This is a genomic window from Nocardioides massiliensis, assembly GCF_030811215.1.
Lineage (GTDB): Bacteria > Actinomycetota > Actinomycetes > Propionibacteriales > Nocardioidaceae > Nocardioides_A > Nocardioides_A massiliensis.
In genome coordinates, this window is record NZ_JAUSQM010000001.1 from 3,457,032 (window position 1) to 3,470,059 (window position 13,028).

Here is a 13,028-nt window from a genome sequence, read left to right on the forward strand (position 1 = left end):
AGCCTACGGGTCCAACGGGTGGCCCGCCGAGTTAGTTCCTGCGCCAGTAGGCTGAGGGCGTGTTCCGCCGCAAGGACGACTCCGCATCCGCCACCCTCGACTCCACCGTCGACCCCGTCGCGACCGAGGGCCCCACCGACCCCCGGCCCGGTGGCAAGGGTCGACCGACCCCGACGCGCAAGGAGGCCGAGGCCGCCGCCCGGGCGCGCGCGCGGCTGCCGAAGGACAAGAAGGCGGCCGCCAAGCTGCTGCGGGAGCGCCGCGCGGCGGAGAACGCCAAGATGCGCGAGGGCATGAAGGCCGGCGACCCGCGCTACCTCCCCAAGCGCGACCAGGGTCCGGTGCGTCAGTTCATCCGCGACTTCGTCGACGCCCGGGTGAGCTTCGCCGAGTTCCTGCTGCCGCTGCTGCTGATCATCATGTTCATGCAGTACTCCGGCACCGAGCAGCTGATGGGCTTCAGCAACGCGCTGTGGTCGATCACCATCATCTTGGTTCTTCTCGACTCGTTGCTCCTGCGCTTCCAGCTGCGCCGCCAGCTCAAGCGCCGCTTCCCCGAGGAGCCGCTCAAGGGCACGACGTTCTACGCCCTGCTGCGTGCGCTGCAGATCCGGTTCCTGCGGATGCCGAAGCCGCGCGTGAAGCTCGGTCAGCGGCTGCCCGAGAAGTACTGACCTCAGCGCGCGGAGTCGTTGGGCGCCACCTTTAGGGTCGAGCCCATGGAAATTCGCAACCTGGGCACGAGCGGACTGAAGATCTCGGCGATCGCGTACGGCAACTGGCTGACGCACGGATCGCAGGTGGAGGAGGATGCCGCGCTCGCGTGCATCCGCCAGGCGCTCGACGAGGGCATCACGACGTTCGACACGGCCGACGCCTACGCCAACACGGCCGCCGAGACGGTGATGGGCAAGGGTCTCGCCTCCGAACGGCGCGAGGGCCTGGAGATCTTCACGAAGGTCTACTGGCCCACGGGCCCGGGCAAGCACAACGACCACGGTCTGTCCCGCAAGCACATCATGGAGTCGATCGACGGCTCGCTGCGCCGGCTCGGCACCGACTACGTCGACCTCTACCAGGCGCACCGCTACGACCACGAGACGCCGCTCGAGGAGACGATGGAGGCGTTCGCCGACGTCGTCCGCCAGGGCAAGGCGCTCTACATCGGGGTCTCGGAGTGGACCGCGGAGCAGATCCGCGCCGGGCACGCGCTCGCCCGTGAGCTGCGCATCCCGTTCGTCTCCAGCCAGCCGCAATACAACATGCTCTGGCGGGTCATCGAGTCCGAGGTGGTCCCCACCTGCAAGGAGCTCGGCATCGGCCAGGTCGTCTGGTCGCCCATCGCCCAGGGCGTCCTCACCGGCAAGTACCTCCCCGGCCAGGCCCCGCCCGCCGGCTCGCGCGCGACCGACGAGAAGGGTGGCGCCAACTTCGTGAAGCGCTACCTGCAGGACGACGTCCTCGAGCGCGTGCAGCAGCTGAAGCCGATCGCCGACGAGGCCGGACTGACCCTCGCCCAGCTCGCGGTGGCATGGACGCTGCAGAACGACAACGTCTCCGCGGCCATCATCGGCGCGTCACGGCCCGAGCAGGTCACGGAGAACGTCGCCGCGGCCGGCGTACGGCTGTCGGAGGACGCGATGCGGCGCATCGACGAGATCTTCGAGGGCCACATCGAGCGCGACCCGGCGAAGACGGTCTCGCCGGCGAGCCGCGACTTCGGCTGAGCCGAGAAGCAGCGGCGGGCGGCCGGGATCAGGCGTCGAGGGCCATCGGGCCGTAGACCTCCCGGTCGCCCTCGAAGAGGCGTACGGCGCTGACCCCGCTCTCGCGCAGCTCGCGCCAGCTCTCGCCCAGCCAGGTCTCGGCGTCGCCCTGCGACGGGAACGCGCCACCCGCCGGACCCTCGACCACCGCCCCCTGGGCGTCCTCCAGCTGCCAGTGCCACGCGTCGGCGGCGGCGCGGCTGGGGGGCGGGGTCAGGCCGGGGTCGGGGAGGTTCGTCATGGGCCGAGCCTACGAGGTCAGCGTCCGCAGTCAGCGCGGCGCGGCGTCGACGAACGGCGGCCGCTGGACCGAGAACGCCTCCGCGCGACCGCGGACGTCGACGCTGACCTCGTCGCCCTCGGCGACCGACGCCGCCAGGAGGGCCAGCCCGACCCCGGCACGCAGGCTCGGTGAGAACGTCCCCGACGTCACCGTGCCCGCCTCGCGGCCCTCGGCGTCGCGCACGGCCATGCCCGGGCGCGGGATGCCCCGGCCGACGGCGCGGATCCCGCGCAGCACCCGCTCGGGGCCGCGCTCCTTCTCCGCGAGCAGGACCTCGCGACCCCAGAACGCCGGCTTGCGCCAGCCCACCGCCCAGCCGATGCGGCCCTGGACGGGGGTGACGTCGGGTCCGATGTCCTGGCCGTGGAGCGGGTAGCCCATCTCGGTGCGCAGCGTGTCGCGCGCACCGAGCCCGCACGGCACCATCGCGTGGTCCTCGCCCGCGGCGAGCAGCAGGTCCCACAGCGCGACCGCAGCGCCGGCTGGTGCGAGCAGCTCGTAGCCGCGCTCGCCGGTGTAGCCGGTGCGGCAGACGACCACGCCGACGTCCTCATCGCCGACGCTGATGCGGGTGTGGGTGAAGCTCATGTAGTCGTGGCCGGTCGGCATCCCGGCGTCGACGAGCACGGCGTCGGCGGCCGGTCCCTGCACGGCCAGCACCGCGTGGTCGTGGTGCTGGTCGAGCACCTCGACCCCGTCGGGTGCGGCGGCAGCCAGGCGGCGTACGACCTCGGCGGTATTGGCGGCGTTGGGCACCAGCAGCAGTTCCTGGTCGGAGACGAGGTAGACGATCAGGTCGTCGACCACGCCGCCGGTCGCGTCGTCGCAGCACAACGTGTACTGCGCCTGGCCGGGGCCGATCCGCTCGAGGTCGTTGGTCAGCGTCGCGTTGACGTACGCCGCCGCGCCCGGACCGCGTACGACGACCTTGCCGAGGTGGCTGACGTCGAAGATCCCTGCCGCCGCCCGGACCGCCTTGTGCTCGGCCACGATGCCGCCTGCGTACTCCAGTGGCATCTCCCACCCGCCGAACGGAGCCGTCTTCGCGCCCAGCGCAGCGTGCCGTTCGTGCAGCGGGGAGCGGTGCAGGTCGGACTGCCCAGCAGGCGTGGAGGAGGTGGCCATGGCGCAACGGTAGTCCTCGTGAGGCCCCGGACACCGGTGCGTAGAGTGCTCAGCAGTGCCCGCCCGCCGACGCGTCGTCCGACGCCCGAGGAGTCGAGAAGCCCCGTGACCAGCTACATCGTTCGCAAGGCCAGCCCCGAGAAGATCCGCGCCGACGTGGTCGTCGTCGGTCTCGTGGACGACGCCGGCACCCCCCGGGTCGCCCCCGGCGGTGAGGCGGTCGCCAGCGCGTACGGCAAGTCGTTCGGGCCGCTGCTGGCCACGCTGGGCGCGCGGGGCAAGACCGGTGAGGTCCTCAAGGTGTCCACCGGCGGCACCCTCAAGAGCCCCCTGCTCGTCCTCGTCGGCCTCGGCTCGGCCGAGCGCGTCGACACCGCGACGGTCCGGGCCGCGGCGGGCGCAGCGGCGCGGGTGATGAGCAACGTCAGCTCGGTGGCGCTCGCGCTGCCAGCCGCCGACGCCGAGCACGTGCGCGCGGTGCTGGAGGGCTACCGCCTGGGCAGCTACGCCTACACGCGCTACAAGTCGGCGCCGGACGCCGAGACCGCGTCCGAGGTCATCGTCCTCAGCGACGCCGCGAAGACCAAGGCCGTCGCCGAGACCGTCGAGGCCGTCGATCCGGTCCTGCGGGCGGTCTCGCTGGTGCGCGACTGGGTCAACACGCCTCCCGGTGACCTGACTCCCCCGGCCTTCGCCGACGCGGTCGGTGCGGCGGTCAAGGACTCCAAAACGAAGCTGAAGCTCACCGTCCTGGACGAGAAGACGCTCGAGGCCGGCGGCTACGGCGGCATCCTCGGCGTGGGACGCGGCTCCGACAGCCCGCCGCGGCTGGTCGAGCTGACCTACAGCCCCCGCGGGGCGAAGGCCCACCTGGCGCTGGTCGGCAAGGGCATCACGTACGACTCGGGGGGTCTGTCGATCAAGCCCGGCGGGTCGATGGCGACGATGAAGATGGACATGGCGGGTGCGGCCTCGGTCGTCGCCGCGACCATCGCGATCGCCGAGCTCGGCCTGCCCATCAAGGTGACCACGCTGGCGCCGATGGCCGAGAACATGATCTCCGGCCGCGCCACGCGACCCGGCGATGTGCTGAAGATGTATGGCGGCAAGACCGTCGAGGTGCTCAACACCGACGCGGAGGGCCGGCTGATCCTGGCCGATGCGCTCGTCAAGGTCGCGGAGAGCAAGCCGGACCTGATCGTGGACGTCGCGACGCTGACCGGCGCATGCATCGTCGCGCTGGGTGACCGGATCGCCGGGCTGATGGGCAACGACGAGGAGCTCCTGAGCGACCTCGAGGCCGCAGCCCAGCGGGCCGGCGAGCGGGTCTGGCCACTGCCGATCCCGGCGGAGATGACCGAGAAGGTGCGGGGCAACAGCTTGGTCGCCGACCTCGCGCAGCACAACGCCGAGCGGTGGGGCGGGACGCTCTATGCGGCCGCGTTCTTGCAGGAGTTCGCCGCGGGCCAGCGCTGGGCCCACCTCGACATCGCGGGTCCGGCGTACAACGAGAAGAAGCCCTACGGCCACATCCCCACGGGCGGCACCGGCCACTCCGTCGCGACGCTGGTCGAGCTGGCGCGCAGTCTCGTCTAGGGATGGGCGGCCTACAGGCCGCTCTCCTTGCGTCGTCGGTTGTAGTCCCGCATGCGCTGCGGGATCCCGACCACGGCGGCGTCGTACGACGGGATGCCGAGCTTGTTGGCGAACTCGTGCGCCCACTGCACCGACGGGACCCGGCGACGGGTCCACTCGCCGTCGTGGGCGACGAGCAGCAGCGTCACGTCGCTGACGGCCGTGCGGGGCTCGACGAACCCCTCGACGCCACGCCGCTGGGTCGCCCACTCGCGCAGGTGCTCGGTGTCGGCGCTGCCGGCGGTGCGGACCGTCGTCGGGCCGTCACCCGTGCGGCGTACGGCGCCCTCGCGACGGCGAAACCGGTCGAGAAGTCCCATGGCTCCCAGTGTGCCGTACGGCGGTACGCGCGGCTCCCCCACGCCTGCGGACCCGATGAGAACATCGGTCGAGGGAGTGCGAAGATGGCTGCGTGGGGAAGGAGGGTGACGTGGACAACAGCGCGGACGCGTTCGACGTCGTGATCCTCGGGGCCGGGAGTGGTGGCTACTCCTGCGCGCTGCGCGCCTCCCAGCTGGGCTTGAGCGTCGCCCTCGTCGAGAAGGACAAGCTCGGCGGCACGTGCCTCCACGTCGGCTGCATCCCCACCAAGGCCCTGCTCCACGCCGCGGAGGTCGCCGACGCCGCGCGCGACAGCGCCAAGGTCGGCGTGACGGCGACGTTCGACGGCATCGACGTCCCCGCCCTGCACGCCTACAAGGACGGCGTGGTCACCCGCCTCCACAAGGGCCTCACCGGGCTCGTCCGAGGCCGCGGCATCACCGTCGTCGAGGGCGAGGGGCGGCTGGTCGACCAGCGCACCGTCGAGGTCGCCGGGCGCCGGCTCACCGGGCGCCACCTCGTCCTCGCGACGGGCTCGACCCCCCGCACGCTCCCCGGTCTCGACGTCGACGGCGAGCGGGTCCTCACCTCCGACCACGCCCTGCGGCTGTACCGCGTGCCCGCCTCGGTCGTCGTGGTCGGCGGCGGCGTCATCGGCTGCGAGTTCGCCTCCGTGTGGCGCTCGTTCGGCGCCGAGGTCACGATCGTCGAGGCGCTCCCCCGGCTCGTGCCCGGCGAGGACGAGGCGTCCTCCCGCGCGCTGGAGCGAGCGTTCCGCAAGCGCGGCATCACCGCGCGCACCGGTGTCGGGTTCAGCGCCGCCGAGCGCACCGCCTCCGGCGTACGCCTCACGCTCGACGACGACCAGGTCCTCGAGGCCGAGGTCGTGCTCGTCGCCGTCGGCCGCGGACCGGTCACCGAAGGTCTCGGGTTCGCGGAGCACGGCATCGAGCTCGACCGCGGCTTCGTCGTCACCGACGAGCGCTGCCGTACGTCGGTCGAGGGCGTCTTCGCCGTGGGCGACATCGTGCCCGGGCTGCAGCTGGCCCACCGTGGGTTCGCCCAGGGCATCTTCGTCGCCGAGGAGATCGCCGGTCTCGAGCCGCGCCCGATCGCCGACGAGACCGTCCCGCGGGTCACCTACTGCGACCCCGAGGTCGCCTCGGTCGGGATCACCGAGGCCACTGCCCGCGAGCGGTACGGCGACGCGGTCGAGGTCCTGACGTACGACCTCGGCGGCAACGGCAAGAGCCAGATCCTGCAGACGCAGGGATTCGTGAAGCTCGTCCGCCGGACCGACGGGCCGGTCGTCGGCATCCACCTGGTCGGCGCACGCGTCGGCGAGATGGTCGCCGAGGCCCAGCTCATCGTCGGGTGGGAGGCTCATCCCGCCGACGTCGCTCCCCTCCTGCACGCTCACCCGACCCAGGGCGAGGCACTCGGCGAGGCCCACCTCGCCCTGGCCGGCAGCCCGTTGCACGCCCACGCCTGACCGAGTAGAACCAACACAACCGCCAGCACCGACCGAAGGAACTGCATTGGCCACCCCCGTCACGCTTCCCGCACTCGGCGAGTCCGTCACCGAAGGCACCGTCACCCGCTGGCTCAAGCAGGTCGGTGACGAGGTCGCCGTCGACGAGCCGTTGCTCGAGGTCTCCACCGACAAGGTCGACACCGAGATCCCCTCCCCGGTCGCCGGCACCCTGCTCGAGATCAAGGCCGAGGAGGACGAGACCGTCGAGGTCGGCGCCGAGCTCGCCATCATCGGCGACTCCAGCGAAGGGGGTGGCGACGGCGGCGAAGACGAGTCCGCCGAGGACTCGTCCGGGGGCGACGACGAGGCCGCCGACGAGAGCGTCGAGACCGCCCCCGAGCAGTCCGAGGACGAGGGCACCGCGCCCGAGACCGACCCCGACGCCGGCGCGGAGTCCGACGACTCCGGTCCGAGCGCCCACGGCAGCGGCGAGAGCGCCGGCGGCGACAGCAGCGGTGGGGGTGGCTCCGGTACGCCGGTCACGCTTCCCGCGCTCGGCGAGTCCGTCACCGAGGGCACCGTCACCCGCTGGCTCAAGCAGGTCGGTGACGAGGTCGCCGTCGACGAGCCGTTGCTCGAGGTCTCCACCGACAAGGTCGACACCGAGATCCCCTCCCCGGTCGCCGGCACCCTGCTCGAGATCAAGGCCGAGGAGGACGAGACCGTCGAGGTCGGCGCCGAGCTGGCCATCATCGGTGACAAGTCCGCAAGCTCGGGTGGCTCCGGCGGGGCCGACGACTCCTCCGAGAAGGCGGCCACCCCCGAGGCGCAGCCCGCCGACGAGCAGCAGTCCGAGAAGAAGGCGGAGCAGGAGGAGCAGATCGAGGACGAGTCCGGCGAGCTGCCCCCTGGCGACGAGACGCCGGAGCGGGAGAAGTCGGAGGCTCCCAAGCAGGAGGCTCCCAAGCAAGAGGCCCCCAAGCAAGAGGCCCCCAAGCAAGAGGCGCCGAAGCAGGAGCAGAGCGGCGACCGCAGCGACGCGACGGCGTACGTCACCCCGCTGGTGCGCAAGATGGCGGCCGAGCACGACGTCGACCTCAGCACCATCGAGGGCACCGGTGTCGGTGGCCGGATCCGCAAGCAGGACGTGCTCGACGCGGCGGCCGAGAAGAAGGAGCAGGCCAGCGCCCCGGCGCAGCAGGCTCCGGCTGCGAGCTCCGCGCCCGCGGCGTCGGCGCCCAGCAGCACGCCGTCGCCCCTGCGCGGCAAGACCGAGAAGCTGTCGCGGCTGCGCAAGATCATCGCCTCGCGCATGGTCGAGTCGCTCCAGACCACCGCGCAGCTCACCCAGGTGGTCGAGGTCGACGTCACCAACATCGCCCGGATGCGGGAGGCCCAGAAGGAGGAGTTCCTCGCTCGCGAGGGCGTGAAGCTCAGCTACCTGCCGTTCTTCGCCAAGGCCGCGATCGACGCGCTCAAGCAGCACCCGGCGCTCAACGCGACGATCGACACCGAGGCCGGCGAGGTCACCTTCTACGACCGCGAGCACCTCTCGCTGGCCGTCGACACCGAGAAGGGCCTGATCACGCCGGTGATCAAGGACGCCGGTGACCTGTCGATCTCCGGGCTGGCCAAGAAGATCGCCGACATCGCGGCGCGCACGCGGACCAACAAGATCGGTCCTGACGAGCTGTCGGGCGGCACCTTCACGATCACCAACCTCGGCAGCGTCGGCGCGCTGTGGGACACCCCGATCATCAACACCCCGCAGGTCGCGATCCTCGGCCCCGGTGCCGTCGTGAAGCGCCCGGTCGTCATCGACGACCCCAACCTCGGGGAGACGATCGCGGTGCGCCACATGGTCTACCTGGCACTGACCTACGACCACCGCCTCATCGACGGTGCGGACGCCGGCCGGTTCCTGACCGAGGTCAAGCAGCGCCTGGAGTCGGGACAGTTCGAGATCTGACCCACGGCTGAAGGACCACTTGGAGGACCCTGCGACAGTGAGGCCATGCGCTTCCTGATCGCAGGGTCCTCCGGCTTTCTCGGCACCGCGCTGCGCGAGCACCTGACCGGGGCCGGCCACGACGTGGTCCGCCTGGTGCGCGGCGAGGCCAAGGGCCCGGGCGAGTCCGCGTGGGACCCGTACGCCGGCCGGCTCGACGCCGCCCAGGTGGAGCAGGCCGACGTCGTGGTCAACCTCGCGGGTCGTCCCCTGATGGGCAACCCGCACTCCGGCACCTACCGCCGCGATCTGCGCGAGAGCCGGGTGCGGACGACGGCGGTGCTCGCCGAGGCGATCGCCGCCAGCGGGCGCAAGCCGGCGTTCCTGGCCCAGAACGGCACGGCCTACTACGGCGACCGGGGTGACGAGATCCTCACCGAGGACGCCGCCACGGCGCCCGGCAGCATCCTCACCGACGTCACCCGCGAGTGGCAGGACGCGACACTTCCGGCCTCCGACGCCGGCGCACGGGTGTGCATCCTGCGCACCGGACCGGTCCTGCACCGCAGCGGCGGCGCGATGGCACCGCTGCTGCTGTTGTTCAAGTCGGGCCTGGCAGGACGGCTCGGCGGCGGCCAGCAGTACTTCCCCATCTCCTCCCTGGAGGACTGGGTTCGCGCGACCGTATTCCTCGCCACCAACGACGCCAGCAGCGGCCCTTACAACATGGTCGCGCCCGAGCCCCCGACCAACGCGGAGTTCACCCGCGCGCTCGGCAAGGCGCTCGGTCGCCCGACCGTCATCCCCGTGCCCGGGCCGCTGATCCGGCTCGCCGCCGGTCCCCTGGCCCCCGAGCTGCTCGGCTCGCTGCGCACGGTGCCGGCGAAGCTGCAGGACGAGGGGTTCACCTTCCACCACCCCGGGGTCGACGCGATCATCCGCGCGGCGCTGCAGGACTGACGCCCCGCTCGTCCACGTCCTCGTCCTTGGCGGACCGCGCGGACACGACCCGCCAGCGGTCGTCGAAGCGCAGGACGAGCACGCGGGACCGCCAGCTGTCGCGCGGGAGTGCCATCCGACGACCGTCACCACCCACGGCGTACGCCGGTCCGAGGCGCTCGACCACCGCGACCCGCAGCCGGTCCCCGCGCCGGGCCAGCTCGGTGATCTCGCCCAGCTGCATCCGGGCGCCGCGCACCGCCAGTCCTCGCGCCGCGTAGGCGCGCAGCATGCGCAGGTCGGCGCCGCCCACGGGCGAGCCGGGGACATACAACCCGCGCAGAGCACCGGGCCGGCCGGTCGCGTAGGCCAAGGCGCGCTCGGCGTCCCACGCCCGCAGGACCGCACGGGCGGGTGCCGCGGGGTCGGTCAACGGGTCGTGCGGGGGCGGCGCGGTCACCGGCGCCGTCACCGGCGCAGTGACCGGCGCAGTGACCGGCGCAGTGACCGGCGCCGCCGAGGGAGCCCCCGCCGGAGCCGGCGCGAGATCCGCGGGTTCGGGCGCGCCGGGGCGGGAGAGGGCAAGCACGAGACCTGCGCCGAGCGCGACCACGAGCAGCGTCAGACCGGTGCGATTCCACCCGGCCACGCGCGTGCCACGGACGACGGCGTGCCGGCCCGGGGCGTGACGCGTGCGGGTCATCGCTCCACTGTGGCTCAGCAGCCCGCGGGGCGTCGGCACTCATCCACAGGCGTAGGCTCGCGTGCGTGAGCACGCTCGAGGTGGACACGGTCGGCATCGGGCCCGAGGCGGTCGACTACCGCGCGGCCTGGGACCTGCAGCGCTCGGTGCACGCGACGGTCGCCGGCGCGGACGACGAGCCGGGGCGGCTGCTACTGCTCGAGCACCCGCCGGTCTACACCGCCGGCAAGCGCACCGAGCCGCACGAGCGGCCGGCCGGCGCCGAGGTCATCGACGTCGACCGCGGCGGGAAGATCACCTTCCACGGTCCTGGCCAGCTGGTCGGCTACCCGATCGTGCGGCTGCCCCACCACGTATTGGTCGTCGACTACGTCCGCCGCGTCGAGGAGGCACTGATCCGTGCCTGCCGCGACCTCGGCGTGGAGACGGCCCGCGTCCCCGGCCGTTCCGGGGTGTGGCTGCGGGCCGACGGGCCGCGCCCCGAGCGCAAGATCGCCGCGATCGGGATCCGGGTCAGCCGCGGGGTGACGATGCACGGGTTCTCGCTCAACTGCGACGTCGACCTGTCGTGGTACGACACCTTCGTCCCCTGCGGGATCGACGACGCCGGGGTCACGTCGCTGAGCGTCGAGCTCGGCCGCACCGTCGGCGTCCCCGAGGCGATCGAGGCCGTCGTGCCGCACCTGCGCGAGCTGTTGGCGTGGGAGGCGTACGACGCGACCCCCGACTACGAGCCACGGCCGGACCCGGCACGCGCAGCGGGTCCCCGGATCACGGTCCTCTCCCCCGGCAGCTGAGGCGCTCGCCGCCGACGCGCCGCGCCACCTCCGCGGCGGGTGGTCCGCGTGGGTGCAGGATTCCTCTCGTCCTCACCGGGACGTCGACGACCCGGGTCCTGAACGAGAGGTGAGCCCGTGGCGAGCACGGTCATCGAGACCCGCGGTCTGCGCAAGGAGTTCCGCACCCGGCGCGGACGGCACGTGGTCGCCGTCGACGCACTCGACCTGGCGGTGCCTCGCGGCGGTGTCCACGGCTTCCTCGGCCCCAACGGGTCGGGCAAGACCACGACCATCCGGATGCTGCTCGGCCTCTCGCGGGCCACGCGCGGCCAGATGGCGCTGTTCGGCGAGACCGTCCCCGACCGGCTGCCGCAGGTGCTGCAGCGCGTCGGCGCCGTGGTGGAGAACCCGAAGTTCACGCCGACCTTCACCGGCCGGCGCAACCTGCAGCTGCTCGCCCGCACCGCCGGTGTCTCCTCGCGCCAGGTGGACGCGGCCATCGAGCGCGTGGGGCTCCGCGGGCGCGAGCACGAGCGCTTCGGCGGCTACTCGCTGGGCATGAAGCAGCGACTGGCCATCGCCGCGACCCTCCTGCGCGACCCCGAGCTGCTCATCCTCGACGAGCCGACCAACGGGCTCGACCCGGCCGGCATCCGCGACATCCGGGACATGATCCGCGACCTCGGCAACGACGGCGTCACCGTCCTCATCAGCTCCCATATCCTCGCCGAGGTCCAGCAGGTCTGCGACTCGGTCTCCATCATCGGCCGTGGCCGGTTGCTCGCCTCCGGCCGCGTCGCCGACCTCCTCGCCGGCAGCGCCGCGAGCGTCCGCGTCGGCGTCACCGACCCGGCACGGGCCGCCGAGGTCCTGGCCGCGGCAGGCTTCGGCGTACGCCGGGAGGGTGAGGGACTGCTGGTCGAGCTGGCGACGCCCACCGACGACCCCGCCAGGATCACCCGACTGCTCGCCGGCCACGAGATGTGGGTCCACGAGCTCAGCCGGCAGACGGCTGATCTCGAGTCGTTCTTCCTCGACCTCACCCACGGCACCGGGCCGGGCGCCGACCCTCGGGAGGACGCATGACCAGGCTCCTGGGCGTCGAGCTCACCCGGTTCCGCAGCCGGCGCGCCATCGCGCTGCTGCTGCTCACCGGCCTCGTCATCACTGTCGTCGTCGCGGGCGCGACCGCCTGGAACACGCGCGGCGTCACCGACCGCGAGCTGCGCGAGGCCGAGCAGACAGCCATGGCGGAGGCCGAGCAGCCCTACGTCCAAGACGAGCTCGAGGCATGCCGGGAGAACCCCGGCGACTGGGGTGTCCCCGCAGACGACTGCGAGGGCGTCGTCGTCCCCCAGCCGGAGTGGTTCCTGCACCGCACCCCGCTGGACCTTGGCCAGGAACGGCAGGGGTCCGGGATCGGAGCGGCCACCGTGCTCGCCGGCATCGCGATCATGGTCGGCGCGACGTTCGCCGGGGCCGACTGGTCGTCGGGTTCGATGTCGAACCAGCTGCTGTTCGAGTCTCGTCGGGTCCGCGTCTGGCTCGCCAAGGCACTGGCCGTGGTCCTCGGCGTCGCCCTGCTGACCCTGGTGGCGCTGGCGGCTCTGTGGGGCTTCTACTTCGCCGTGGCCTCCGCGCGCGACGTCACGGTCGCCCCCGGCACGACGGAGCTGATCCGTGGCGACGTGCTGCGCGCGGTCGCGCTCTCCGCCGCGGCAGGCCTGGGCGGCTACGCGCTGAGCATGCTGTTTCGCAGCACCACGGGCACCGTCGCGGTCGTCTTCGTGGTCGCCGTGGCGGGCGAGATCCTCACCAGCCTGCTCCCGATCGAGGGGCGCATGCGGTTCAGCCCCTCGTCCAACGTGTTCGCCGTGCTGCAGGACGGCGTCGAGGTGTACGACCAGTCGTTGCCCTGCGCCCCGGACAGCGGCAACTGCGGGTTCCTGACCGTCGGCGCGGCGCACGGAGCGACGTACCTCGCCTGCTTCCTCGCCCTGGCCGTGCTTCTGTCCGTGTGGTCCTTCCGCCACCGCGACGTCCCCTGAGCGACCA

The 13,028-nt window shown here is 72.4% G+C and carries 13 protein-coding genes; 9 read left to right on the plus strand and 4 right to left on the minus strand.

Translation table 11 applies throughout. From position 1 onward, the window contains the following. Positions 1-59 precede the first annotated feature (59 nt). Both J2S59_RS17060 and J2S59_RS17065 read left to right on the plus strand, forming a co-directional pair. Positions 60-674 carry a DUF3043 domain-containing protein gene (locus tag J2S59_RS17060; RefSeq protein WP_181642470.1) on the plus strand — a complete coding sequence of 205 codons (615 nt, stop codon included), beginning with the start codon at positions 60-62 and terminating at the stop codon, positions 672-674. A gap of 45 nt (positions 675-719) precedes the next feature. Beyond that, on the plus strand, positions 720-1,727 hold the full coding sequence (locus tag J2S59_RS17065) for an aldo/keto reductase family protein (protein WP_068123737.1): 1,008 nt from the start codon (positions 720-722) through the stop codon (positions 1,725-1,727). Positions 1,728-1,755: 28 nt separating this feature from the next. Here J2S59_RS17065 and J2S59_RS17070 read toward each other — a convergent pair whose 3' ends face one another. Together J2S59_RS17070 and gcvT are read right to left on the minus strand one after the other, a co-directional pair. After that, positions 1,756-2,007: a hypothetical protein gene (locus J2S59_RS17070; protein ID WP_068123740.1), complete on the minus strand. Its 252-nt coding sequence runs from the start codon at positions 2,005-2,007 to the stop codon at positions 1,756-1,758. Positions 2,008-2,037: 30 nt separating this feature from the next. Next, a complete protein-coding gene (gene gcvT, locus J2S59_RS17075; protein WP_068123744.1) occupies positions 2,038-3,174 on the minus strand; it encodes a glycine cleavage system aminomethyltransferase GcvT in 1,137 nt (378 codons plus the stop codon). 105 nt (positions 3,175-3,279) lie between these two features. Between gcvT and J2S59_RS17080 the strand changes: the two genes are divergently transcribed. Continuing rightward, entirely contained in the window at positions 3,280-4,770 is a 1,491-nt protein-coding gene (locus J2S59_RS17080) for a leucyl aminopeptidase (protein ID WP_306825327.1), read from the plus strand. Between the two features lie 11 nt (positions 4,771-4,781). On the opposite strand, the gene J2S59_RS17085 is transcribed toward J2S59_RS17080, so the two are convergent. Continuing rightward, the gene (locus tag J2S59_RS17085; protein WP_068124992.1) at positions 4,782-5,129 is read right to left on the minus strand and encodes a hypothetical protein; all 348 of its coding nucleotides are present in this window, start codon (positions 5,127-5,129) and stop codon (positions 4,782-4,784) included. Positions 5,130-5,239: 110 nt separating this feature from the next. Between J2S59_RS17085 and lpdA the strand changes: the two genes are divergently transcribed. The 3 genes from lpdA to J2S59_RS17100 are packed head-to-tail and all read left to right on the plus strand — an operon-like array spanning position 5,240 to position 9,512. Then, positions 5,240-6,622, plus strand: a complete 1,383-nt coding sequence (gene lpdA, locus J2S59_RS17090) for a dihydrolipoyl dehydrogenase (RefSeq protein WP_181642651.1) — start codon at positions 5,240-5,242, stop codon at positions 6,620-6,622. 46 nt (positions 6,623-6,668) lie between these two features. Continuing rightward, on the plus strand, positions 6,669-8,573 hold the full coding sequence (sucB, locus tag J2S59_RS17095) for a 2-oxoglutarate dehydrogenase, E2 component, dihydrolipoamide succinyltransferase (protein ID WP_306825328.1): 1,905 nt from the start codon (positions 6,669-6,671) through the stop codon (positions 8,571-8,573). A 45-nt stretch (positions 8,574-8,618) separates the two neighbouring features. After that, complete coding sequence (locus J2S59_RS17100) at positions 8,619-9,512, plus strand: TIGR01777 family oxidoreductase (protein WP_068124996.1); 894 nt, start codon at positions 8,619-8,621, stop codon at positions 9,510-9,512. Here the strand turns inward: J2S59_RS17100 and J2S59_RS17105 are convergent. Beyond that, a complete protein-coding gene (locus tag J2S59_RS17105; RefSeq protein WP_068124997.1) occupies positions 9,487-10,194 on the minus strand; it encodes a hypothetical protein in 708 nt (235 codons plus the stop codon). The two genes, J2S59_RS17100 and J2S59_RS17105, sit on opposite strands and share 26 nt — an antisense overlap. 65 nt (positions 10,195-10,259) lie before the next feature. Between J2S59_RS17105 and lipB the strand changes: the two genes are divergently transcribed. The 3 genes from lipB (at position 10,260) to J2S59_RS17120 (ending at position 13,021) form a co-directional block, all read left to right on the plus strand. Further along, positions 10,260-10,991 (plus strand): lipoyl(octanoyl) transferase LipB, encoded by a 732-nt coding sequence (gene lipB, locus J2S59_RS17110; protein ID WP_068124999.1) that lies wholly within the window; start codon positions 10,260-10,262, stop codon positions 10,989-10,991. A 117-nt stretch (positions 10,992-11,108) separates the two neighbouring features. Beyond that, positions 11,109-12,059, plus strand: a complete 951-nt coding sequence (locus J2S59_RS17115) for an ABC transporter ATP-binding protein (RefSeq protein ID WP_068125000.1) — start codon at positions 11,109-11,111, stop codon at positions 12,057-12,059. After that, positions 12,056-13,021, plus strand: coding sequence for a hypothetical protein (locus J2S59_RS17120; RefSeq protein ID WP_068125002.1), 966 nt, complete (start codon positions 12,056-12,058; stop codon positions 13,019-13,021). The genes J2S59_RS17115 and J2S59_RS17120 overlap by 4 nt, the downstream gene beginning before the upstream one ends. Positions 13,022-13,028 lie beyond the last annotated feature (7 nt).

Coding starts and splice junctions, on each gene's coding strand:
- gcvT (WP_068123744.1), bottom strand. CDS start 3,174: ATGGCCACCTCCTCCACGCCTGCTGGGCAGTCCGACCTGCACCGCTCC.
- J2S59_RS17100 (WP_068124996.1), top strand. CDS start 8,619: ATGCGCTTCCTGATCGCAGGGTCCTCCGGCTTTCTCGGCACCGCGCTG.
- J2S59_RS17065 (WP_068123737.1), top strand. CDS start 720: ATGGAAATTCGCAACCTGGGCACGAGCGGACTGAAGATCTCGGCGATC.
- J2S59_RS17070 (WP_068123740.1), bottom strand. CDS start 2,007: ATGACGAACCTCCCCGACCCCGGCCTGACCCCGCCCCCCAGCCGCGCC.
- J2S59_RS17105 (WP_068124997.1), bottom strand. CDS start 10,194: ATGACCCGCACGCGTCACGCCCCGGGCCGGCACGCCGTCGTCCGTGGC.
- J2S59_RS17085 (WP_068124992.1), bottom strand. CDS start 5,129: ATGGGACTTCTCGACCGGTTTCGCCGTCGCGAGGGCGCCGTACGCCGC.
- J2S59_RS17120 (WP_068125002.1), top strand. CDS start 12,056: ATGACCAGGCTCCTGGGCGTCGAGCTCACCCGGTTCCGCAGCCGGCGC.